The sequence below is a fragment of the Mycobacterium sp. 852002-51961_SCH5331710 genome (genome assembly GCF_001665535.1).
Classification (GTDB): Bacteria; Actinomycetota; Actinomycetes; order Mycobacteriales; family Mycobacteriaceae; genus Mycobacterium.
Genome location: NZ_LZSQ01000037.1, coordinates 62,068 through 84,156, shown reverse-complemented (window position 1 = coordinate 84,156; position 22,089 = coordinate 62,068). Strand labels below are relative to the sequence as shown.

Sequence of the window (22,089 nt, the reverse complement as noted above, 5' to 3'; positions counted from 1 at the left end):
ACGACGTGTCCGACGACGATCTGAACTGGCAGGACGACCAGTCGCTGGTCATGGCCGCCGGCGTGGTCGCGGCCGTGCTGGTCGCGATCCTGATCTACGCGGTGCTGCGCACGTCCGACGCCGCGAAGGTTCCCGCGACCGTGCCGCCACCGGCGGCCACCTCGATTCCGTTGACGTACACCACCACAACGACGACCACTCCCAGTTACACGATGCCCAGCGTGGAGACCACGGAGGTCAGGGCGCCCGAGCCGCCGCCGGAGGTCAGGACGCCCGAGCCGTCGGGGGAACCCACCACGACTCCGACGCAGGAGTGATACGACGAAGCCGGTGGACCTCGAGGGTCCACCGGCTCCGTGTCGGACTGTTTACTTCTTGGCCTCGATCGCGATGCGCTGCGTCTCGGGGCCCTTGTGGGCGTTGGCGATCCGCACCGTCAGCACACCCGCGTCGTACTCGGCCTTGATGTCGCCGCCGGTGACGTGCTCGGGGAGGCGAAACGATCGACGGAACGACCCGTAACGCACTTCGCGCAGCGTGCGACCGTCCTTGTCTTCCGACCGCTCGTCCCGACGCTCACCGTGGATGACGAGGTAGCCGCGGTCGACCTCGACGTTCACATCCTTCTCGACGTCGAGGCCGGGGAGCTCGACGCGGACGAGCGCGTCATCGCCGTCCTTGACGATCTCGGCGGCGGGGGTGAACGCCCCCGTGGCCCAGCTCTCTGCGGTCGCGGGGCCGAAGAAGTCGCGTACCCACCGGTCCAGATCCCACGCGGGACGAGTCCGCAATGCCAACGTGCTCATACTGTCCTCCTCGTTGTTCGGGCCGGCCCGCTGCCGGTCGCTCACCCAATAAAACTTGAGTCAACCACGCTCATGTTCCCGAAGGCTGTTCGCTGGCAGCGAAGCCCGGCGCCGGTCTCACAGCGGGCGTCGGCGGATGTGAGCACACCGTGATCGGTGCTTCACACGAGGCGACATTGCGGCAATATCGGCTGCTTAGCGTCGGCGGCATGCGGTCAACAAGAAACGTGGTGGTGGTCGGCCACGGCATGGTCGGTCACCGGTTCGTCGAGGCGCTGCGGTCGCGCGACGCCGACGGTGAATGGCGCGTGACGATCCTCGCCGAGGAAACCGATGCCGCCTACGACCGGGTCGGGCTCACCGGATACACCGAACACTGGGACCGCGGCCGGTTGGCGCTCGCGGGTAACGACTACCCGGACGACGAGCTGGTCGAGTTGCGGCTGGGCTCGCGGGTGACCGGGATCGATCGAACGGCGAAGACGGTGACGACCGCCGACGGCGCCCGGGTGCCGTACGACGTCCTGGTGCTGGCGACCGGGTCGTATGCGTTCGTGCCGCCGGTGCCGGGCCGCGACCTCCCGGTCTGCCACGTCTACCGCACCCTCGACGACCTCGACGCGATCCGGGCCGGTGCCGATACGGCGCTCGGTTCCAAGACACCGGTCGGCGTCGTGATCGGTGGCGGCTTGCTCGGCCTGGAGGCGGCGAACGCGTTGCGCGCGTTCGGATTGAAGACCCACGTCGTGGAGATGGCGCCGCACCTGATGGCCGCACAGCTCGACGAAGCCGGGGGCGCGCTGCTCAGCCGGATGATCAAGAGCCTCGGCATCGACGTGCACACCGGTGTCGGTACCGAGAGCATCGCGCCGGCGCAACGCAACAAGCCGTTGCGCAAATCCGAACAGGACGACTCGGTGCGGTTGTCGCTCAACGACGGAAGCCACATCGACACCGGCGTCGTCGTATTCGCCGCCGGTGTCCGCCCCCGCGACGAACTCGCGCGCGAAGCCGGACTGGACATCGCGCAGCGCGGCGGCGTCTTGACCGATCTGTCGTGCGTCACAAGCGATCCCGACATCTATGCCATCGGTGAGGTCGCCGCGATCGAGGGCCGCTGCTACGGGCTGGTCGGCCCCGGTTACACCAGCGCGGAGGTGGTCGCCGATCGCCTGCTCGGCGGTGCGGCCGAATTCCCCGAAGCCGATATGTCGACCAAGCTCAAGCTGCTCGGCGTGGACGTGGCCAGCTTCGGCGACGCCCAGGGCCGCACCCCCAACTGCCTCGACGTGGTGGTCAACGATCCGGTCAAGCAGACCTACGCCAAGCTCGTGCTCTCCGATGACGCCAAGACTCTGCTGGGCGGCATTCTTGTCGGCGACGCGTCGGCCTACGGTGTGCTGCGCCCGATGGTCGCCAGCGAGCTACCCGGCGACCCGCTCTCGCTGATCGCGCCCGCATCTGACGGGGGCGCAGCGGGTTTGGGCGTCGGAGCATTGCCCGACATCGCGCAGATCTGTTCGTGCAACAACGTCACGAAGGGCGACCTGAAGGAAGCCATCGGCGGGGGCTGCGCCGATGTGCCCGGTCTGAAGAAGTGCACGCTCGCGGGCACGTCGTGCGGTTCGTGTGTACCGCTGCTCAAACAACTGCTGGAGGCCGAAGGCGTCGAACAGTCCAAGGCGCTGTGCGAGCACTTCACCCAGTCCCGCGCCGAGCTGTTCGAGATCATCGGCGCCACCGAGATCCGCACGTTCTCGGGACTGATCGAACGCTTCGGCACCGGAAAGGGTTGCGATATCTGCAAACCGGTGGTGGCGTCGATCCTGGCCTCCACGAGCAGCGATCACATCCTGGACGGGGAGCAGGCGTCGCTGCAGGACTCCAACGACCACTTCCTGGCCAACATCCAGAAGAACGGCAGTTACTCGGTCGTGCCACGCTCGCCGGGCGGTGAGATCACCCCCGAGCAGCTGATCCTGATCGGCGAAATCGCCAGGGACTTCGGGCTGTACACGAAGATCACCGGCGGTCAGCGCATCGACATGTTCGGCGCGCGCGTCGACCAGCTACCGGAGATCTGGCGCCGCCTCGTCGAGGGCGGGATGGAGTCCGGCCACGCGTACGGCAAGGCGTTGCGCACTGTGAAGAGTTGCGTCGGCAGCACGTGGTGCCGCTACGGACAGCAGGACTCCGTCGACATGGCCGTCCGAATCGAGTCGCGCTATCGCGGGCTGCGCGCCCCGCACAAGATCAAGATGGCGGTGTCGGGATGCGCGCGCGAGTGCGCCGAGGCGCAGAGCAAGGACGTCGGTGTCATCGCCACCGAGCAGGGCTGGAACCTGTATGTGTGCGGCAACGGCGGAATGTCGCCGCGACATGCACAACTGCTGGCCGGCGACCTCGACGACGAGACGCTGATCCGCTACATCGACCGCTTCCTGATGTTCTACATCCGCACCGCCGACCGTTTGCAGCGCACGGCGCCGTGGTTGGAGGCGCTGGATGGCGGCCTGGACCATCTGCGCGACGTCGTGTGCAACGACTCGCTGGGTCTGGCAGATGAGTTCGAGGCCGCGATGGCCCGCCACGTCGAGGGCTACGCCTGCGAATGGAAGGGCGTGCTCGAGGATCCGGACAAGTTGTCGCGCTTCGTGTCGTTCGTCAATGCCCCCGACGTTGCCGATCCCACCGTCGAATTCACCGAGCGGTCCGGCCGCAAGGTGCCCGTGTCCATCGGAATGCCGAAGGTGCCGCAGAAATGACACTGCTCAACGAGATTCAGGTCTGGACCACGGCCTGCCGATACGACTTCCTGATTCCGAACCGCGGCGTCGGCGTGCTGCTCGCCGACGGCAGCCAGGCGGCGCTGTTCCGCCTGGACGACGGGTCGCTGCATGCTGTCGGCAACATCGACCCGTTCTCCGGGGCGGCGGTGATGTCGCGCGGCATCGTCGGCGATCGCGCCGGCCGCCCGACCGTGCAGTCACCGATCAAGAAGCAGGCCTTCGCGCTCGACGACGGCGTGTGTCTCGACGACCCCGACGTGTCACTGCCCGTCTACGAAACGCGCCTCACCGCCGACGGCCAGGTCGAAGTCCGCGGTTAGCCTCACCTCTTTCACCGCGTCCCTTTTTCACCGCCAGCAGACGCAAAACTGCCCCTTTTCACGCGAAATTCGGCAGTTTTGCGTCTGCTCGCGGGAAGAACTCTCAGGCCGCCAGCGGTACGCGGGCGCGGCGGAAACGGTTGGCGATCAATCGCACCATCGCGGGATGGGTGCCGAGCGGGTCGGCCACCGCGTCCGCGCCGCTGTCGCGCAGGCGGTCCTGAAAAAGCCCTTCCGCCAACAGATACGAGGCCACCACCACTCGCCGAGCGCCCTCACGACGGAGCCGTTCGACCGCAGAGGCCACGCGCGGCTCACCGGTGGCGGCGTACGCGAGCTCGACCCGGTCGCCGATCACCGCCGACAGCATCGCCGACATCTGGCGCAGGTCCGACAATGCGCCCGCGTCGGACGTGCCCGCCGCGGCGAGCACCACCGAATCGCCAGGCCGCCAACCACACTCGATGAGCCGGTCCATCAGCACCCGCGTCAGTTGCGGGCTGGGGCCCAGCGCCTCGGTCACGGTGACGCCAGGATGCCCGCTGGCCGCGACGTGCGCGGGAATGTCGGTGTTGACGTGATACCCACGCGACAGGAACGCCGGCAACAGGATCGTCCGGTCGGGCAGCGTCTGCAGCACCTCGCTCGGCGTGGGGCCGAGGACGTCGACGAACGCGACATGCACCCGGCCGCCGAGCGCCGTCGACACCCGGTCGGCGAGACCCCCGATCAGCTCGACACCGCTCTGCTTGCGGGTGCCGTGCGCTACCAACAGATAGCTCATTTCGCGTACGCCAGATTGTCCTCGACGGCCAGGCGGTAACCGCGCTTCACCACTGTCGACACGATGTTCTTGTCGCCCAACGCCGTTCGCAGTCGGAGCACTGCCGTCTCGACGGCGTGGGTGTCGGTGCCGGTGCCTGGCAGCGCGCGCAGCAGGTCGGTGCGCGACACCACCGCTCCCGGCCGGTGTGCGAGCGCGCGAATTGTCGCCATGCCCGCCGGTGACACGGGCTTGACGGCCCCGTCGACCAGAACGCAGGTGCCCCGGATCTCCAGCAGGTGTCCGGCCACGCGGATGGTCCGCGAGCACAGCAGCGGTAATTCGTCGGTGATGTGACGGGCCAAGGCGCCTAACCGCATTCGCTCGGGCGCCGAGGTTGGCACACCCAGCCGAACCAGTGGGCGCGCCGTCACGGGGCCGACGCACATGGCGTGGACGTCGCGGCGGAACGCGGCGAGCACCCGGTTCTCCAGGCCCATCTCCCGGGCCCGCAACAACACCGACGCCACCGCGGGCGCCGAGGTGAAGCTCACCGCGTCGAACTTCTCGTCGGCAATGCCCGCCACCAGCTGGTCGAAATCGCCGTTGTGCGGCGCGGGATGCCATCGGTACACCCGGATCGGCACGACCTCGGCGCCGGCGGCGCGCAACTCGTCGAGGAACTCCGGGAACGGGTCCCACTCCTCGGTGGCTCCGTGCAGCTGCACCGCGATGCGCTGCCCGGCAATACCGCCCTCGACCAGGTAGTGCAGCAGCTCGCGGGACGACTCCGAGTCCGGCGACCACTCCTCGGGCAGTCCGGCCGCGCGCAGCGCACCGGTCGCCTTGGGGCCGCGGGACACGACGCGCGCCTTCGCGAGCGCGGCGGTCAGGTCGCCGGCCAGCCCCCACCCGTCGGCCGCCGCGACCCAGCCGCGAAATCCGATCCCTGTCGTGGCGATCACGATGTCCGGCGGCACGTCGATCAGGGCCTCGGTGTGGGCGCGCAACTCATCATCGTCGGGCAGCGGCACCATCTGGATCGCCGCCGCGCTGGTCACCGTCGCGCCGCGGCGGCGCAGCAGCGCGCTCAGCTCGTCGGCGCGCCGGGCGGAGGTCACGGCCACCCGGAATCCGGTCAGCGGCGCCCAGTCGGGCTCAGTCATGGGACCTGTGTAGGCAGCGCATGTTTCCAAGCGATTACTTGACCATTTCGGAGGCGTGTCGGCACCGCCCGCAGCCTGCACCCACTCATGAATCGCACGTTAACGAGGCGTTATTGCGTCGGCGTGCCGTGCGGTGACCCCGCCGTGAACTTCACCTCACCTCGCGCCGGAACGAGTTGTGAGTCTCACCAGACGTCGCCCTCGCGCCAATCGCAGGTGATCTCGGCGGCGGTGTCGAGGTCGACGCTGACCGGCAGAACGAACAGCGCGTTGTCGTCGTCGGGAGTTCGGGTCAGCCCGGCCGGCGCGAGCACGGACGTCGGACCGCGCCACGGCAGCCAACCGCGCGCGATGTAGATGGGTCTGCCTGCCTCGGTCGCGCTGAGCGCGCCCAGCTGATACGCCCCGCGGATCACCTGCTCGGCCGCGTCCATCACGGCGCGGGCCAGGCCCTGCCCGCGCCAGTCCTCGCGGACCGCGACCGCTTCGACGTAACCGCACCGCAGCGCGGTGTTGCGGTAGAGCAGCCGCCGTTGCACCACGGCCGCGTGGGCGATCAGCGCGCCGTGGTCGAAGATCATTGCGTGCATGCCGCCGAGCGAGTGCTCCCAGTCGACCTCGGTGAACTCGCCCTCGAAAGCGTCGATCACCATGCGCTTGGCGTCCTCGCGCGTTTCCGGATCGAGGTCGGAAGTGTGGATCAGCCGTGCGCTGTGGATGCGCACGACGGGAACGAGAGGGTCCTGAACATGCACACTGCTTTTCTACCAGCGCGGTGTGACTAACGGCCCCCGAACGGTCGGCGCGGCCGCGACCAATGCATCCGCACGGTCTGTCCGGGACGCACCTGCGCGACCTTGTCGATGTCCTCCTCGGCCACCACACCGATCACCGGATATCCGCCCGTCACGGGGTGATCGGGGCCGAGGATGACCGGAAAACCGTTCGGCGGCACCTGAATTGCGCCGCGCGTGGCGCCCTCGCTGGAGAGCTGCCGGTCCGGCCACCGGTACTCGAGCGGCATCCCGACCAGTCGCATGCCCACCCGGTCGCTCTTGTTGGTGGCCTGCCAGTTGGTGCGAACCAAGACGTCCGGGTCGACGAACCAGTCGTCGCGGGGCCCGGGCACCACAGTCAGCTCGAGCACGTCGTCCTCGATCGCTGCCACGGGCGCCTGGTCGAGCTCGGGGAAATCCTCGGTGTGCTCGCCGACCGGCAACACGTCGCCCGGCTGCAGCGGCTGAGGGCCGATCGCCGACATCACGTCGTAGGACCGCGAGCCGAGAACCGGGTCCACGTCGATGCCGCCGCGCACGGCCAGGTACGTCCGCAGGCCGGAGCGCGGTGAGCCCAGCGAAATCACCTCGCCGTCGCGGGCGTAATGAATGCTGTTGGTGCCGAAAAGGACTCCGTCGACGGACGGGTCGGTGTCGGCGCCGGTAACGGCGATCGCGATGTCGCCGCCGCGCACACGCGCCGCTAGCCCGCCGAAGGTCACCTCGATGGTGGCCCGGTCGCCGGGGTTGGCCACCAGCCGGTTGGCCAGTGTGTGCGAGCGGCGGTCGGCGGCCCCGGAGCGGCCGACGCCCATGTGTGCAAGGCCGGGACGACCCAGGTCTTCGATCAGCGAGAGCGGACCGGAACGCAGGATCGCGAGCGTCGTCGTCATGATTCGACCGCCTTGAACTGGATCCACATGCCCGCCGTCAGCAGCGCCGGATTCTCCCGTTCGATGTCCCACAGCACCGCAGAGGTGCGGCCGATCAGCTGCCAGCCGCCGGGAGACTCCCGCGGATAGACACCGCTGAACTCACCTGCCAGACCGACGGAGCCCGTCGGGACTTTCGTGCGCGGCTCGGAGCGCCGCGGCACCTCGAGTCGACGATCACCGCCGACGAGGTAGGCGAAACCCGGTGCGAACCCACCGAACCCGACCCGCCAGAGGCTGCCGGTGTGCGCGGCGACCACGTCGTCGCGACTGAGCCCCGTCAGTCGGGCCACCTCGTCGAGATCCTGCCCGTCGTAGACGACGTCGATGGTGAGGTCGGCGCGGCCGTCGGCAGGCGGCGTCAGTTCGGCTTCCGGGTCGACGTCGGTCCGCAGTCCGCTCAGGCGCTGCCGGGTCGGAGCCTGATAGCGGGGACCTGCGAGTTTGAGCAACACGGTCCGGGCGGCAGGCACGATGTCGAGGACACCGGGCAGGTCGGCCTCGCGGATCGCGTCGGCCCACGCCAGTACCTCGGCGGTGGTCTCGAGTTCGAGCAGCAGCGCTTGGTCTCCGTAGTCGCGGATCGGAATGGCGCCGGTGCCCCGCACGTCATGTTCCTTTTCGGCTGTCACGGTCATGACTCGAAATTACCCGCGAGTAGCTAGCAATACGCCTGCTCTATGAGCCTTGCCAGAGGAGTTTTAGCGATGCCTCAAGCGGCGGGCCGATACGTCGGTTCGCGGCGCTTGATGAAGGCGATCACCCGGTACGTCACGGGTAGCACGACCACCTCCACCGCCGTCTTGTAGACCCACCCGAGCGCGACATACGTGATGAAGTCGCGCCAGGTGTTGATCCCGATGGCGGCGGCCGCGATGCTGCAGAACACCAGGGTGTCGGCGAACTCCCCGACGACGGTGGATCCGATCAGCCGTGCCCACAGCTGTTTCTCGCCCACCCGCATCTTGATCTTGACGACGACCCACGCATTGAGCGTCTGCCCGACGAGGAAGCCGGCCAGGCCCGCGACGATCAACAGCGTGAACGGCTTCATCACCGCCTCGAAAGCCGCCTGGTTGGTGTAGAAGTCGGCGGGCGGCAGCACGGCGGTGAGCCAGAACGTGAACGCGGCGAGCGCCTCCATCACGAACGCGATGTAGATGGCGCGCCGGGTGGCCTTGAATCCGTAGACCTCCGACAGCACGTCGCCGATCACGTAGGTCAGTGGGAAGACGACGAAGCCGCCGTCGGTGATCAGCGACCAGTCCCCGATGAGCGGGCCGAAGGCGATGCCCTTGGTGGCGGCCACGTTGGAGATCAGCACCAGACCGGTGAACACCGCGACCAGCGTCGGGTAGTACGCCGACCCCGTGGTCGCGAACCCGCGGTGCTCGGTCTCGATGTCGGCGGTCACCGCGCAATCTTCTCAGGACCACGTCCCAATGTCGCCGAGCGTGCACTCAGCGCGAAAAGCAGGCTCAGATTTCGTCCTGAGCGCACGTTCGACGAGCGGCACTTCGCGGGTCAGGCCAGGGCTTCGACGATGCGCGGCGGCAGTTGGTCGGCCACCAGGGGATAGGACAGCGGGGAGGCGAATGCGATCGCGCCGGCGAGCTCCTTACCCGTGAAGATGTTGGCCTTGCCGCGCCCCGCGATCTGCGGGTCGGCCAGCAGCGCGGCTTGTTCCTCGTCGGACTCGGTGGCCCAGATCAGCACTTCGGCGTCGAGTCCCTCGACGACTTGTAATCCCATCGCCGTGAGGAACTCCGCGCGCCATGCAGGCGTCAAACTCTGCGGTTTCCCGTCGGCCAGCTGACCACGCAACAGCGCCGCCGTCTTGCCTGAGAACCCGGGATTGCCCTCGGACACCGCGATGAATTTGTCGCCGACGCCGGCGATCAACGCCTGCATCTCATCGTGTTTGAAGACCGCCTGGCCGATCGTGGTGGCCTGGTCTTTCCACGGTTCGAAGAACGCCTCCCTGCCGGACTGCGCGACCGTCGGCGCGATCTCGGACAGCCTCGAGTAGGTGTCGGCGTCCAACCCGGCGTTGGTGGCGACGATCAGGTCCGGCTTCAGCGCCGCGATCTGATCGACCTGGATGCCGTCGGCGAGGCTGAGCACGGTCGGCTGCGCCGATCCGAGTTTCGCTCGCGCCCACGCCCATACCGCGAACGGTTCGCCGCCGAACCATTCGGTCACCGCGATCGGCACGACCCCGAGCGCGAGCAGGTCGTCCTGCCCGGTCAGTCCTGCGCTGACCACCCGCTTGGGGGGTGCGGGGATCTTGGTCTCGCCGAAGGCGTGCTTGACGGTGACCGAGCCGTCTCGAGCCACGGTGCCGGGCTTGTCCGAACCGCATCCGGCCGTGAACCCGGCGACGACGAGCGCCGCGCCCGCGCTCACCGTCAGGAAGCCTCGTCGATTCAGCCCCTTGGCCACCCGGCGAGCGTAGCTAACCGACCTGGAAGTTCCCGAACAACACGACGGCGAGGCCGAGCGCCACGACGATGTTCACCAAGGTCGCCGAGGCGAACAGCGCGACCGGGCGCCAACCTGCCTCTTTGAGCCCCTTGAGCGAGAACTCCAGGCCGATCGCGACGAACGCGAAGATCAGGAACCAGGTCCGCAGGTCGTTGACCGTGCTGATCGCCGACTTGTTCCCGCCCCACGCCAGGTACAGCGTGCCGACGATCGACGCGGCGATGAAACCGAGCACGAACTTGGGGAAACGCTCCCAGAACTGCCCGAGTGACGGCTTGGCCTCCGCGGCCGACTTGCGTTCGACCTTGAGCGCGAAGTAGGCGGTCAGCGCGATCGCGACGATGCCGATCAACGCGTTCTGCGTGGTCTTGACGATCGTCGCGATCTGCAGTGCGTCCTCGCCGGCGATGGCCCCGGACGCGGCGACGGCGGCGGTGGTGTCGATGTTGCCGCCGATCCAGGCGCCGGCCACCGCATCGGAGAGGTTGAAAACGTCTGCGAGCCAGGGCAACAGGAAGATCGACGGCAGTGCGAACGCGATCACCAGGGAGGCCGCGTACGCGAGCTGTTCGCGCTTGGCCTGCACGGCTCCTGCCGCTGCGATCGCCGCGCTCACCCCGCAGATCGACACCGCCGACGCGAGAAGCGCCCGCAGTTTGTCCTCAAGGCGCAGCACACCGCCGAGCCACCAGGTGAAGCCGAACACGATCGAGATCAGCAGCAGCGCCTGGATGATCGCCGGGCCCGCCGCGGTGACGAGCACCTTGAGGTTGATCGACGCACCGAGCAGAACCAGGCCCGTCTTGATGAAGAACTCGGTGCGGAACCCACGCGCCAGCGCATCGCGCAGGGCCAGCCGCGACAGAACGAAGTTGCCTAGCAAGCCCAGAGCGATTGCGTAGACCGGGAATTCGATGGACTTGGCGATGCCCAAGAACGCGGTGCCGTCGGCCCACCGCGGCACCTGTGTTTCCAGGAACCGCGTCACGGCGCCCAGTGCGAGCACCACCAGCACCCCGGCGACGGCGTAGCCGACCCCGGCGGTCTGCTGCTTCGGAGCGGCCGTCGCCTGTTCGGTCACGGGATCACGCTTCCCGGAATCGCGCCCACCAAGACGAGTGCGAGCAGCGAAAGGCCGACAATGACGGCGAGCCAGTCCTCGTTCATGCGCGGAACGTACGTCGGGCGCCGCCTGTGGTCACCCGTTGGGATCAGCGCGAATCGAAACTCAGCCGAACATCAAGAGTGCGACAGCTTCTTGTTGGCGTACCGGGTCAGCCAACCCGGCGAGAACCGGGACGCGATGGTCATCACCTTGGTCTGCGTTCCGACCGGGAAGTGCACCTGATGGATCAGGCGTCGCAGGCGCGCCGGTTCGATGGCCTCGACGATCGCATCGGCGATGTCCTGGGCCGTGAGCCGGATGCCGAGCGAGTCCGTCGTGCCGGTCTTGATGTCGTGGGTCATCGCGGTCTGCACGTACAGCGGCCACATCGCGATGACGCGGATGCCGTACCGATTCCATTCGATGTCGAGTGCCTCGGTGATTCCGCGGACGAAGAATTTCGTCGCGCTGTAGTTGGCCAACTCGGCCTGCCCGTAGATCGCGGACGCCGACGAGAGGTTCACGACGACGGAGTTCCGGGTCTTGCGCAGGTAGGGAAACGCCGCGTACAGGCCGTTGACGACACCCTTGACGTTGATGTCGACCTCCTTGTGATGGCCGGCGATGTCCATCTCTTCGAAGCGGCCGGCCCGCAGGATCCCTGCGTTGTTGATCATCACGTCGAGGCGGTCACCAGCGGCCTCGACGAACTCCCGCACCCGCGTGGCCATCTCGTCGGGGTCGGTGACGTCGAGGTGGCCGGTGTGCGCGACGCCGCCCGACCGCTCGATCTCGTCGGCCAGTGATTTGAGCCCGACCTCGTCGATGTCGTATCCCCCGACCACGTATCCGTTGCGGGCGAACGTCAGCGCGGTGGCGCGGCCGATGCCGGCGGCGGCGCCGGTGATGAACACGGTCTTGCGGGAGGTGGAGCGCATCGTCATCACCTCTTCATACCCGCTCCGGCGGATATGACGTCAGCGCGGTGTCAGGTGAACGCCAGCGACAGCCCGAGCCCGACCATCGCGACCGCGATCACGCCGTCGAGGATGCGCCACGTCGTCGGGGTCGCGAACCACCCGGCGAGCCGGCGTGCGCCCAGACCGAGGCTGAAGAACCAGATCGCGCTGGCGGTGACGGCCCCGACGCCGAACAGCCAGCGTCCGTCGCGATGCTCGTTGGCCAGCGTGCCGAGCAGCACCACGGTGTCGAGGTAGACGTGCGGGTTGAGCCAGGTCAGGGCGAGGCAGGTGACGAGCACTTCGAGCAGCCGCGCCGGGCCTTTCTCCGAGGGCGTCAGCGCCGACGGCCGCAATGCGCGCCGCGCCGCGAGCGCGCCGTAACCAATGAGGAACGCCGCCCCGCCGAATCTGGCGACGTCGACCGCGGCGGGATGTGCGTTGATCACCACGCCGAACCCGGCGATGCCGGCGGCGATCAGCACGATGTCGGACAGCGTGCACACAGTTGCGACCGCCAGCACATGCTCGCCGCGGATCCCCTGGCGGAGCACGAACGCGTTCTGCGCGCCGATCGCCGCGATCAGCGCGAGCGAGGCCAGGAAGCCCACCACCAGGGGAGAGGTCATGGGGTCGACGGTAGGATCGCCGACAGGATCAGTACAGCTAATGTTTCTGCAGATGCATTAGCATTTCTAATGTGGCGATCGACGGTCAGCAGCTGGCGGCGTTCGCGGCGGTGATCGAACACGGCTCGTTCGACGCGGCGGCGGCACAGTTGCATGTCACGCCGTCGGCGGTCAGCCAGCGCATCAAGGCCCTCGAACAACGGGTCGGTCAGGTCCTGGTGGTCCGCGAAAAACCCTGTACTGCAACGGCAGCCGGTGTTCCGCTGTTGCGCATGGCGGCACAGACCGCGCTGCTGGAGGCGGAGGCGCTCACGGAGATGGCCGGCGGCAGCGGAAGCGAGCCTCGAATTGCCATGGCGGTCAACGCCGATTCAATGGCCACGTGGTTCACCGAGGTGTTCGCCGCCCTGGGCGAAGTACTGTTCGACATCCGTATCGAAGATCAGGACCACTCGGCGCGTCTGTTGCGTGAGGGTGTGGTGATGGGCGCGGTGACGACCGAGAGCGCACCGGTGTCGGGGTGCCGGGTGCATCCGCTGGGGGTGATGCGTTACGTCCCGGTGGCCAGTCCTGGATATCGCGACCGGTATCTGCCCGACGGCTTCACCGCGGCCGCGGCCGCACACGCACCGTCATTGGCGTGGAACCGCGACGACGCGCTGCAGGACATGTTGGTGCGCAGGGTGTTTCGCCGCGACATCGCCCGGCCCCAGCATTTCGTGCCCACGGCGGAGGGGTTCGGAGCGGCGGTAGAGGCGGGACTGGGCTGGGGGATGTTCCCGGACGCGTTGGCCGGACCGCGCCTGGACGACGGATCATTCGTGCGGATCGCGAAGGCGCACCTCGACGTTCCGCTGTTCTGGCAGTGCTGGAAGCTCGACAGCCCGATAGTCGAACGGGTCACCGGCGCCGTCACCGCTGCTGCGGCGGACCGACTCTCACCTCGTCGCCGGTACTGATGGCGCCCGTGGCGACGACCTCGGCGTACACCCCGGCACAGGGCAGTTTTCCCGACCCGGGCACCTCGACCCGATTGTGGTCCAGCAGGTACCGCACGGCATCCGGAAGGCGCGCGGTGTCTCCGTGTTTGAGCGTCGGCACGGCACACCGCGGGGTGGTCAGGGTGACACGGAGCGTGATCTCGCCGAGCGCGATCTCGGAGCCGACCCAAGCGTTCTCCACGAAAGGTTCGGTGTCGTCGGCCATTTCGATGATGACGTTCGGCCGATACCGCAGCGCCTCATCCAAGCCGACGCCGATCGCGTCGAGCGTAGCCGTGGTGATCAGGTGCACCGGGGAATGGTCGACGAACGCGCCGCCCGGTGCGCCCTGTCCGAGTTCCAGCAGCACCGGATCGAACTCGGCGTCGATGCCGTGCTCGAGCACCTCCAGCGGATCGGACCGTTCGAGGATCGCGCCCGCGGCCCGTTCATCGGCGACATGCACGGTGCGGCCCAGCATCTCGGACAGGGGAGCACCCACCTCTGTGACCGGCATGCGGCGGCCGTCGGGCAGCGTGACCGCGACGCTGCCGTCCTCCTCGGTACTCGACGCGCACTGCAGCAGCGCACTCCAGCGGCGTGGATGTTTGGCGGTCGCGACACGCCCCGTCTCCTCGTCGATCAGCGCGTACCGCCGGTCGCCTTCGACACCCGTGGGCCCGACCCGGATACGCTGGGGTGTCTCGCCGAGCATCGATTTCACCGGGTAGCGCTTGAGCGCCACCACCCGGCCCGCCGTCCCGGTCAACCGATCTCGATCTCGTCCGGGCGTTGTGACGCGGCGACCGGCACGGTGGTGAAATGGTCCAGAAGCCCGGTGATCTCGAGGACGCGCTCGAGGTGGGGTGGCCGGTTGTCGAGATGCAGCACCACTCCGGAGCGTGACACCTCGCGATGGACGATCAACAGGGCAGACAGCCCAGTGGAGTCGAGGAACCCGAGTCCGGTGAAATCCAGGTGCAGTTCTCGCACGCCGGCTTTGGCGGAAATCAGCTCGGATACGGCGTCCAGCAACGGCGCGGTGTGGCCGTAGTCGAGGTCGCCGGCGACGTGGAAGCGTGCCGAGGGAATCGTGATCTCGGACTTCAGGGTGAGTTTCATGCGATCGGTGTGGAGTCGGGAACGAGGGCGGTGCGTGCGGCGGCCAGCATGCGCTGGGTCCGCGGAAAGTCTTGCAGCTGAGCGGCCAACAACTCCAGCCCGGGAATCAGTGACGTGGCCGGGACGCCGCGGGAACTGAGCACTTCGGCGGTCCACACGATGAAACCGGTGAACAGCTCGTCGTCATCGGTGTAGAGAGCGGTCGCGAGGAAGTCGACGATGTGGGCGATGTCCTCGGTGGTGCGTTCGCGTTGCGCGTCGGTGTAGTCCCGCATCGCGGGGAAGCGATCCTCCAGGTCTGCCACAGTCGTCTTGACCAGCTGCGGTTTTGACGCGCTGACCATCGAATACTCCTGATCGACCAGATGCGGCAGGTCATGGTGGGCCTGCCTGTTCGGCGTCAGTCGAAGCCGTCCGATGCCCTCGCTCAGGCATTGCGCCGCGGCGCGGGCGTCGGGCGCCCACGCATCGGCACCGAGCAGCCGCGCGTAGCGCCCGTCCGGCCCGAACGCCGCACCACCGACGAGCACCGAGACGCCGGCCCCCTGGCACGCCGTGATGGCGGCATGGGCGGTGGGCAGCCGGGTCGGAATCGAACACGACAACGCGACGGCGTCGGGCGCGTGCTGATGCAGATGTGCGATCAGGTGCGGCGTCGGCACCTGGGCGCCGAGGAAATCGACCCGCCAGCCCCGCAGACGCAGGACTTCGGAGAGCAGGCGGGCCGGCAACGCGTGCCATTCCCCGTCCACGCAGGCGACGGTGACGCGTCCGGCATCCCCGGTGGACCGATCGGCCGTGTGCTGTGCCAAAGCGGCGATGACGCGGTCGTTGATCGCGGTTGCCGCGTGTTCCTGCGCGACGGTGATCCGATTGGCCGCCCACTCCGTGCCGACCTTGCGCTGGACCGGGGCGATCACCTCGAGCAGTGCGTCCTCGGGTGACAGGCCCGCGTCCACCGCCGCGAAGACGACGGCCACCGCCGTCTGTTCGTCACCGTCGAGCGCCGCCTCCCACAACCGGTCGCGCACGGCGGACGGCTCGGTCACCGACGCTGCGTCGGCGTTCTGACTGTTCACGCGATGTACCTGCCTGGGGTGCGGCCGTCGACGGCGCTGAGATGTGTCCGGCGCGGCGCCGTGATGGCGACGACGGCCATATCGTCATGGTCCCGACCGGTTACCCATTGCGACGCCAGCATCATCATCCGCTCGACGACCGCCTCGGCGGGCAACCCCGCGCATTGCGCCATCGCGTCGGACAACCGTTCGTCGCCGAACACCTCCGCGCCGAGCGGGCCGCCGCGCGCTTCGGTGAGGCCGTCGGTGTACAGCAGGCACGTTTCACCGGGCGCCAGCGTCGTTTCGCACGAGCGCGCCTTGAACTGGGGCAGCGCGCCCACCAACATGCCCCGGGTGTCGGCCTGCTCGACGGTTCCGTCGTTGCGCACGATGAGGGGCGGGGGATGCCCCGCGCACGTCATACGCACCACCAACTGGCCGTCCCGGCGTGAGATGGAGGCCAGCACCACGGTGGCGAAGCGGCTATTGTCCGGGCTCAGCAGGGCGCTGTTGAGCAGCTTGAGCACCGCCTCGTGCTGATCGGCGAGCGGGGCCAACGCCTGCAGGGTGTTGCGGATCTTGCCGCTGAGCACCGCGGCCTCGAGACCCTTGCCGCAGACGTCGCCGAGCACCACGAGCGTTTCGCCGTCCGGTGTCTGCGGGGGGTGAACGTCGTAGAAGTCGCCACCGACCAGCTGGTGGTCATCCGAGGCGCGATAGCCGCCGGCGAGCTCGAAATCCCCGTGCTGAGCCAGCCGAGGCGGGAGCAGGTCGCGCATCAGCGTACGGGTGATCGCCGACTGCTCCGCGTACAGCCGTGCGGCCGACAACGCGGCACCCGCGCGCGTCGCGAAGAGGCGGGCGAACAACTCCTCGCTCTCGGTGAACGCCGACTGCGAGTCGCGGCGCAGCAACACCAGCGCGCCGGCAGGAACGCCGTGGCCGGGCAGCGGCGTGATGAGCACCGAACCCACCGGCCCGGCGAAGTGCGACGGAATCATCCAATCGGGCACCGACGCCGGATCGATCCACCGCGACGGCACCGGGGGGAACCCGCGGAGCGCCTCGCTGAGGCCGGAAATCTCGGTCGGGTCGGCTTCGACGCTGCGGTGCTCGGCGACACCGTCGGGACCGCTGCAGACCACCGGCATCCGGTCGTCCCTGACGGGGGCGACGACGACAGCCGCGTCGGCCAGATGGCGGTCGGCCATCTGCACCGTGGCCTCCATGCAGCGTTCGACGTTCAGCGACGCCATCAACACGGCCGAGACGTCGTCGAGCAGCGCCGCGCGCTCCCGCTGGACCTCGAGATCCCGTTGCGCGTCGCGCACCGATTGGTCGGCGTCCTCGATCAGCCACCACGCGACTTCGCCGCCGGGCAGTGAACTGGGGCGCGCCTCGAACGCGATCCCCCCGAGCTCACCACGGGTCTCGCCGGACCGCTGTCGCATCAGACTGTCGTGCGCCTGCACCAGCCATTCCGGCGCCGCGTCCGCCAGCCTCCGTCCGACCTCGGCGTCGGCCAGCAGCGACTGCGCGCTCGCACTCAGTCCGCGGATCACCCCGGAGCGGTCGATGACCAGCACCGGGTGCGGAACGGACTGCCACCCCGCCGCCGCATTCGGTGCCTCGGTTCTCACGCATTCATCGCCGCTCATCGGTCAACTCCGCAGTGTGGCCGAGGGTGTGCGTCCATACGTCTGGCGGTACAAGCTCGAGAAACGACCGGTGTGGGTGAAGCCCCACCGGTGGGCAATCGCGTTCACCGAGGCCGTGGTGGGATCCTCACGGGTCAGATCGCCATGAGCATGATCCAACCGGACCCGCCGCAGGTACTCCATCGGCGACGCGTCGAGGTGTCGCCTGAACATGTATTGCAGGGTACGGGGGGTGACGTGCACGGCGGCGGCGATATCGGTGACCGTGACCTCGTCGGCGGCATTGGCCTCGATATAGGCGATCGCCTTGCGCAGCAGCGCGGGTCTGGCCGCGCCGTCCGCCGCCTCCGGTTCCGCCACCGCGTCGGTGGGCAGCGCGGACACCACGACCGAGGCCAGCAGCATTGCAACGGTGGACATGACCAGGGGAGACGCCTCCTGGTCGCTCCCCAGGACCTGCTTGACGAAGTCGAACGTCGCGTCGAGGAGTCGCGCGCCCTGCGCCGAGACCGGTCTATGGCTCAGAAGACGGATCGGTTCACCCGGACCGGACGCGGGGCAAGCCACGCGGCCGAGCAGTTCGGGATCGAACATGATCAAGTCGTATCGGGCCTCGCGGACCCGTCCGGAGTACGGCAGATGCGGGGGCGACACCAGCGCCACGTCGCCCGGAGCCAACACATCTGTGGGCTGGCCGAAGATGTCATCCTCGATGTGCCCGTCGAGGACGCGGCACAGGCAGACCTTGTCGAGGGGCTCGGAGTCGTAGGACATCTCGTAGGAGAACTGGGCCTCGTCGTAATTGATCTCGCCGAGCCACTTTCGACTGATCCGGGTCGAAGGGCGCTCGCCCTGACCCCCGATCGACATCTTCGCGTAGTTGCGCACGAGGAAGTCCTCGGTCGCGCTCAAGTCGTCACTGTGAAAGACGACATCCGAACTCGAAAGCATCACACCCCTGCAGACAGGAAAAACCGCTGGGAGGCGTGGGCTCAGCCCCTGATCAAACCGACTCTACCCTGCACCGGCTCCACGTCGTCTGTAAAAGGCGCGGCACCGCTTCCTCAGAAAGCGACGACGCCGCGGATGTTGCGCCCGGCGCGCAGATCTTTCATCGCCTCGTTGATGTCGTCCAGCTTGTACTTCTGCGTGACCAATTCGTCGAGTTTGAGGGTGCCCGCCTCGTACATCGACAGCAGCCGTGGCATGGCTTCGCGAGGATTCATCTCGCCGTAAAGCACTCCTTTGAGGGTCTTACAGGAACTCACCATGTCGGGCAGGCTCAGCGGGACCATCATGTCGCTGACCTTGGCCATGCCGGTGAGCACGCAGGTGCCTCCCTTGCGCAGCAGCATCAACGCCACCATCACGAGGTCGACCGGCACCACGCCCGGTGTCAGTACGACGCGGTCCGCCATCACACCCCAGGTGATCTCCTTGACCAGTTCCAGGGCCGCGCCGGCGTCGACTGCGGTGTGCGTTGCGCCGAAGGTGGGCGCGATCTCGCGTTTGAACTCGTTCGGGTCGACAGCGACGATGTGTCTGGCGCCGGCGACTTTGGCGCCCTGCACGGCGTTCATGCCGATGCCGCCGACACCGATGACGACGACGGTGTCGCCGGGCTGGGTGCCGGCCGCTACCGATCCTGAGCCGAAACCGGTTGTCACGCCGCATGAAACCAGCGATGCGGCCTCGAGCGGGATCCAGTCGTGGATCTTGACCAGCGAGCGCTCGGACGCCACCACGTACTCGGAGAAGGTGCCGACCTGCATCATGGCCATCAGGTCTTCACCGCCGATGTGGCGCCTGCAGGTGCCGTCGGTGGTCATGGCCTTGCTGTAGATGTCGGCGCCGACGTCGCAGAGGTACGTGTGTCCGCTGGCGCACCAGCGGCAGTTGCCGCACGCCGGCAGGAACGAGATCGCCACGTGGTCACCGGGTTTGAGCGTCTTCACTTCGGGGCCGACCTCTTCGACGACACCCGAGCCCTCGTGGCCGCCGAGCATCGGGAACCATTCGGGCACCGGCACGCCTGAGGCCCGCATCAGTTCTTCCATCTCCGGACTCGGCACGCTGTCGCCGGTGTAGAAATGCTCGTCGGAATGGCAGATCCCGGCGTAGGCCATCTTGACCAGCACCTCGCCGGCGCGGGGCGGGTCCAGCTCGACCTCGGTCACTTCCCAGTCGATGCCGACTCCGCGGAGTACGGCGGCTCGAGATTTCATCTACGACTCCTTTGGCCAGCCGACAGTCTTGGTTTCGGTGAAGATTTCGAGGCCTTCGATGCCGCACTGCCGTCCGATACCGGATTGCTTGTAGCCCCCGAACGGGGCATCCGCGCCGTACCAGAGGCCGCCGTTGATCCCGAGCGTCCCGGTACGGATCCGGCCGGCCACCGACTTGGCCCGCTCCAGGTCGTTGGCGAACACCACGCCCGACAACCCGTAGATGGAGTCGTTGGCGATCCGCACCGCATCGTCGTCGTCGTCGAATCCGATGACCGACAGCACCGGGCCGAAGATCTCCTCCTGAGCGATCGTCATCCGGTTGTCGACGTCGGCGAAAACCGTTGGCTCGACAAAGAATCCCTTCTCGAGGTGTGAAGGAATGTTGCCGCCGGTGACGACCCGTGCCCCTTCCTGCTTGCCCTTCTCGATGTAGCCCATCACCCTGTCCTGCTGGCGCTTCGATACCTGGGGGCCTTGCAGCACGGAGGGGTCGGTGGGGTCACCGTACTTGTTCTTCTCCATGGCGACCTTGACGATCTCGACCGCCTCGGCGTATCGACTGTTGGGCACCAGCAACCGGGTGGGCATGGCACAGCCTTGTCCGGCATGCATGGAGATGAACGCGCTGCCGCCCACCGTCGCACTGATGTCGCCGTCGGCGTCGAGCACCAGGTACACCGACTTGCCGCCGAGTTCGAGGAATGTCGGCTTGACGGTGTCGGCGGCCGCCTTCATGATGCGTCGCCCGGTCGCCGTCGACCCGGTGAAGGCCACCATGTCCACGAGGGGAGAGGTCGAGAGCACCTCGCCGACCAGATGGTCCGATGAGGTGACGATGTTGATCACCCCCGGCGGGATGTCGGTCTGCTCGGCGATGATCCGGCCGATGCGGGTGGCGTTCCACGGCGTATCGGGAGCGGGCTTGAGCACCATCGTGTTGCCCATCGCCAGGATCGGCCCGATCTTGTTGAGGATGATCTCGACCGGGAAGTTCCACGGCGTGACGACGCCGACCACCCCGACGGGTTCCTTCCACACTTCGCGCTCGGCGAGGGTGCCCAAGCCGAAGGCATCCTTGTCGGGAAGCGTTCGCTTCCAGGGGAACTGGGCGATCATGTCGGCCGGCCAAGTCAAGGCCTCCCTGAGCGGAACGTCGAGCTGCGGCCCGAACGTGCTCAGCAGCGGGCAGCCGGCCTCTGCGATGAGCTCGCCGCGGATCTCCTCGCGCTCGGCCTCCAGCGCCGCCTGTAGTTGACGCAGTCCTGCGGCCCTGGCTTCACCGTCTCGCGACCAGTCGCTGTGGTCGAACGCGTGGCGGGCGGCCGCCACCGCCCGTTCCATGTCGGCGCGGGTGCCGTCGGCGGTGCCCCCGAGGACCTCCTCGGTCGCGGGGTTGATGTTGTCGAACTGCCGGCCTGTTTCGGATTCGACGAGCTTGCCGTCGATGAGCATGCGCGATTCGTGTGTCACCGGGTGTCCTTCACCACTGTCGAAGTTCGGCCACGGCGCCCGACGGTCTGGGAGCCAATGTCAGGTAGGGGATGAAACTGCTGTTTCCGCAACGAAGTACGTTGTGCACGACGTCGACGAGGTGATCGGCCTCGACGAGACCGCCCTGCATGTAACCGTTGTCCATCCAGAACCGGATGGCGTTCTCGAGCGCCTGCGGATCCCAGGCCTTGTTGAATTCGGTCTGGGAGTCTCCCTCACCGCCGAAGCAGTCGCCGACCGCCAGCCGGGTGAAGCTGATGTTCGGATGTTCGATGCGCCAGGCTTCGACCAGTTTGTCCAACGCCGCCTTCGATACGGCGTAGGCACCCAGCAGGGGCCATGGGGGAGAGTAGGAAGCGCTGAGGGACGAGAGGTAGACCGCCGAGCCCGCGTTGGCCGCGAGGTGAGGTGCAGCCGCCGCGGTGACGAGAGAGGCGCCGGTGACGTTGGTGGCGAACAGATTTGCCCATTGCTCGGCCGTCACGTCGGTCAGCGGGGCGAGAACGCCGACGCCGGTCGTGTAGACGAGGGCGTCGAGACCGCCGAATTCGTCGACGACGTCGGTCATGGCGCGTTGACAGGCGTCCGCGTCCGTGACGTCGCACGCGACGGCCACCGCACCATTGCCCGCCTCCTTGGCGGCGTTCTCGAGGCGGTCACGACGCCGCGCGAGGAATGCGACCCGGGCGCCCTCCTTCGCGAGCCCGATACCGATGCAGCGGCCGAGACCCGCAGACGCTCCGACTACGGCGACTCGCAGCGATGGCGCGTCTGACATCAGATCTCCTTGAGACGAGGGCGAAGCAACATTATCAGCCCG

General features: G+C 67.7%; 23 protein-coding genes. 4 read left to right on the top strand and 19 right to left on the bottom strand.

The annotated features are described in order from the left end of the window. Positions 1 to 5: 5 nt before the first annotated feature. On the top strand, positions 6 to 317 hold the full coding sequence (locus A5752_RS06095; RefSeq protein ID WP_067083327.1) for a hypothetical protein: 312 nt from the start codon (positions 6 to 8) through the stop codon (positions 315 to 317). Positions 318 to 368: 51 nt separating this feature from the next. On the opposite strand, the gene A5752_RS06090 is transcribed toward A5752_RS06095, so the two are convergent. Then, positions 369 to 806, bottom strand: a complete 438-nt coding sequence (locus A5752_RS06090; RefSeq protein WP_067083400.1) for an Hsp20/alpha crystallin family protein — start codon at positions 804 to 806, stop codon at positions 369 to 371. A 209-nt stretch (positions 807 to 1,015) separates the two neighbouring features. Here A5752_RS06090 and nirB point away from each other — a divergent pair, with 209 nt between their 5' ends. After that, positions 1,016 to 3,571 (top strand): nitrite reductase large subunit NirB, encoded by a 2,556-nt coding sequence (gene nirB / locus A5752_RS06085; protein WP_067083326.1) that lies wholly within the window; start codon positions 1,016 to 1,018, stop codon positions 3,569 to 3,571. Continuing rightward, positions 3,568 to 3,915: a nitrite reductase small subunit NirD gene (gene nirD, locus A5752_RS06080; RefSeq protein WP_067083324.1), complete on the top strand. Its 348-nt coding sequence runs from the start codon at positions 3,568 to 3,570 to the stop codon at positions 3,913 to 3,915. The genes nirB and nirD overlap by 4 nt, the downstream gene beginning before the upstream one ends. 103 nt (positions 3,916 to 4,018) lie before the next feature. Here nirD and A5752_RS06075 read toward each other — a convergent pair whose 3' ends face one another. The 10 genes from A5752_RS06075 to lysE form a co-directional block, all read right to left on the bottom strand. After that, positions 4,019 to 4,699 carry a sirohydrochlorin chelatase gene (locus A5752_RS06075; RefSeq protein ID WP_067083323.1) on the bottom strand — a complete coding sequence of 227 codons (681 nt, stop codon included), beginning with the start codon at positions 4,697 to 4,699 and terminating at the stop codon, positions 4,019 to 4,021. Beyond that, positions 4,696 to 5,844: a uroporphyrinogen-III synthase gene (locus A5752_RS06070; protein ID WP_067083321.1), complete on the bottom strand. Its 1,149-nt coding sequence runs from the start codon at positions 5,842 to 5,844 to the stop codon at positions 4,696 to 4,698. Before A5752_RS06070 ends, A5752_RS06075 begins: the two co-directional genes overlap by 4 nt. Before the next feature lie 185 nt (positions 5,845 to 6,029). Next, the gene (locus A5752_RS06065; protein ID WP_067083319.1) at positions 6,030 to 6,599 is read right to left on the bottom strand and encodes a GNAT family N-acetyltransferase; all 570 of its coding nucleotides are present in this window, start codon (positions 6,597 to 6,599) and stop codon (positions 6,030 to 6,032) included. A gap of 26 nt (positions 6,600 to 6,625) precedes the next feature. Then, positions 6,626 to 7,513, bottom strand: a complete 888-nt coding sequence (locus A5752_RS06060; RefSeq protein WP_067083317.1) for a 5-oxoprolinase/urea amidolyase family protein — start codon at positions 7,511 to 7,513, stop codon at positions 6,626 to 6,628. Then, positions 7,510 to 8,190 carry a 5-oxoprolinase subunit B family protein gene (locus tag A5752_RS06055; RefSeq protein ID WP_067083315.1) on the bottom strand — a complete coding sequence of 227 codons (681 nt, stop codon included), beginning with the start codon at positions 8,188 to 8,190 and terminating at the stop codon, positions 7,510 to 7,512. The genes A5752_RS06060 and A5752_RS06055 overlap by 4 nt, the downstream gene beginning before the upstream one ends. A gap of 74 nt (positions 8,191 to 8,264) precedes the next feature. Continuing rightward, on the bottom strand, positions 8,265 to 8,966 hold the full coding sequence (locus A5752_RS06050; protein ID WP_067083313.1) for a queuosine precursor transporter: 702 nt from the start codon (positions 8,964 to 8,966) through the stop codon (positions 8,265 to 8,267). Between the two features lie 110 nt (positions 8,967 to 9,076). Continuing rightward, a complete protein-coding gene (locus A5752_RS06045) occupies positions 9,077 to 9,994 on the bottom strand; it encodes an ABC transporter substrate-binding protein (protein ID WP_067083312.1) in 918 nt (305 codons plus the stop codon). Positions 9,995 to 10,007: 13 nt separating this feature from the next. Further along, a complete protein-coding gene (locus A5752_RS06040) occupies positions 10,008 to 11,117 on the bottom strand; it encodes a YeiH family protein (protein ID WP_067083310.1) in 1,110 nt (369 codons plus the stop codon). A 158-nt stretch (positions 11,118 to 11,275) separates the two neighbouring features. Next, the gene (locus A5752_RS06035) at positions 11,276 to 12,079 is read right to left on the bottom strand and encodes an SDR family oxidoreductase (RefSeq protein ID WP_197500550.1); all 804 of its coding nucleotides are present in this window, start codon (positions 12,077 to 12,079) and stop codon (positions 11,276 to 11,278) included. A gap of 50 nt (positions 12,080 to 12,129) precedes the next feature. Continuing rightward, the gene (gene lysE / locus A5752_RS06030; RefSeq protein WP_067083306.1) at positions 12,130 to 12,729 is read right to left on the bottom strand and encodes an L-lysine exporter; all 600 of its coding nucleotides are present in this window, start codon (positions 12,727 to 12,729) and stop codon (positions 12,130 to 12,132) included. 71 nt (positions 12,730 to 12,800) lie between these two features. Between lysE and A5752_RS06025 the strand changes: the two genes are divergently transcribed. Next, positions 12,801 to 13,688: a LysR family transcriptional regulator ArgP gene (locus A5752_RS06025; protein ID WP_067083305.1), complete on the top strand. Its 888-nt coding sequence runs from the start codon at positions 12,801 to 12,803 to the stop codon at positions 13,686 to 13,688. Here A5752_RS06025 and A5752_RS06020 read toward each other — a convergent pair. From A5752_RS06020 to A5752_RS05985, 8 genes are all read right to left on the bottom strand, one after another. Further along, entirely contained in the window at positions 13,642 to 14,478 is an 837-nt protein-coding gene (locus A5752_RS06020) for an MOSC domain-containing protein (RefSeq protein WP_067083303.1), read from the bottom strand. The genes A5752_RS06025 and A5752_RS06020 overlap by 47 nt on opposite strands. Beyond that, entirely contained in the window at positions 14,475 to 14,831 is a 357-nt protein-coding gene (locus A5752_RS06015; protein ID WP_067083302.1) for an STAS domain-containing protein, read from the bottom strand. Before A5752_RS06015 ends, A5752_RS06020 begins: the two co-directional genes overlap by 4 nt. Further along, positions 14,828 to 15,880 (bottom strand): cobalamin B12-binding domain-containing protein, encoded by a 1,053-nt coding sequence (locus tag A5752_RS06010; protein ID WP_197500553.1) that lies wholly within the window; start codon positions 15,878 to 15,880, stop codon positions 14,828 to 14,830. The genes A5752_RS06015 and A5752_RS06010 overlap by 4 nt, the downstream gene beginning before the upstream one ends. A gap of 26 nt (positions 15,881 to 15,906) precedes the next feature. After that, positions 15,907 to 17,532 (bottom strand): PP2C family protein-serine/threonine phosphatase, encoded by a 1,626-nt coding sequence (locus A5752_RS06005; RefSeq protein ID WP_502686675.1) that lies wholly within the window; start codon positions 17,530 to 17,532, stop codon positions 15,907 to 15,909. Between the two features lie 21 nt (positions 17,533 to 17,553). Next, entirely contained in the window at positions 17,554 to 18,462 is a 909-nt protein-coding gene (locus A5752_RS06000) for a helix-turn-helix transcriptional regulator (protein ID WP_231983333.1), read from the bottom strand. A gap of 152 nt (positions 18,463 to 18,614) precedes the next feature. Continuing rightward, entirely contained in the window at positions 18,615 to 19,775 is a 1,161-nt protein-coding gene (locus tag A5752_RS05995; protein ID WP_067083296.1) for an NDMA-dependent alcohol dehydrogenase, read from the bottom strand. After that, complete coding sequence (locus A5752_RS05990; protein ID WP_067083397.1) at positions 19,776 to 21,230, bottom strand: aldehyde dehydrogenase family protein; 1,455 nt, start codon at positions 21,228 to 21,230, stop codon at positions 19,776 to 19,778. 28 nt (positions 21,231 to 21,258) lie between these two features. Next, positions 21,259 to 22,047, bottom strand: coding sequence for an SDR family oxidoreductase (locus tag A5752_RS05985; protein ID WP_067083295.1), 789 nt, complete (start codon positions 22,045 to 22,047; stop codon positions 21,259 to 21,261). Positions 22,048 to 22,089: the final 42 nt, after the last annotated feature.

Excerpts from the sequence above, each read along its gene's own strand:
- A5752_RS06090 (WP_067083400.1), bottom strand. The coding sequence starts at position 806 with ATGAGCACGTTGGCATTGCGGACTCGTCCCGCGTGGGATCTGGACCGG.
- nirB (WP_067083326.1), top strand. The coding sequence starts at position 1,016 with ATGCGGTCAACAAGAAACGTGGTGGTGGTCGGCCACGGCATGGTCGGT.
- nirD (WP_067083324.1), top strand. The coding sequence starts at position 3,568 with ATGACACTGCTCAACGAGATTCAGGTCTGGACCACGGCCTGCCGATAC.
- A5752_RS06075 (WP_067083323.1), bottom strand. The coding sequence starts at position 4,699 with ATGAGCTATCTGTTGGTAGCGCACGGCACCCGCAAGCAGAGCGGTGTC.
- A5752_RS06070 (WP_067083321.1), bottom strand. The coding sequence starts at position 5,844 with ATGACTGAGCCCGACTGGGCGCCGCTGACCGGATTCCGGGTGGCCGTG.
- A5752_RS06060 (WP_067083317.1), bottom strand. The coding sequence starts at position 7,513 with ATGACGACGACGCTCGCGATCCTGCGTTCCGGTCCGCTCTCGCTGATC.
- A5752_RS06055 (WP_067083315.1), bottom strand. The coding sequence starts at position 8,190 with ATGACCGTGACAGCCGAAAAGGAACATGACGTGCGGGGCACCGGCGCC.
- A5752_RS06035 (WP_197500550.1), bottom strand. The coding sequence starts at position 12,079 with ATGCGCTCCACCTCCCGCAAGACCGTGTTCATCACCGGCGCCGCCGCC.
- lysE (WP_067083306.1), bottom strand. The coding sequence starts at position 12,729 with ATGACCTCTCCCCTGGTGGTGGGCTTCCTGGCCTCGCTCGCGCTGATC.
- A5752_RS06015 (WP_067083302.1), bottom strand. The coding sequence starts at position 14,831 with ATGAAACTCACCCTGAAGTCCGAGATCACGATTCCCTCGGCACGCTTC.
- A5752_RS05995 (WP_067083296.1), bottom strand. The coding sequence starts at position 19,775 with ATGAAATCTCGAGCCGCCGTACTCCGCGGAGTCGGCATCGACTGGGAA.
- A5752_RS05990 (WP_067083397.1), bottom strand. The coding sequence starts at position 21,230 with ATGCTCATCGACGGCAAGCTCGTCGAATCCGAAACAGGCCGGCAGTTC.
- A5752_RS05985 (WP_067083295.1), bottom strand. The coding sequence starts at position 22,047 with ATGTCAGACGCGCCATCGCTGCGAGTCGCCGTAGTCGGAGCGTCTGCG.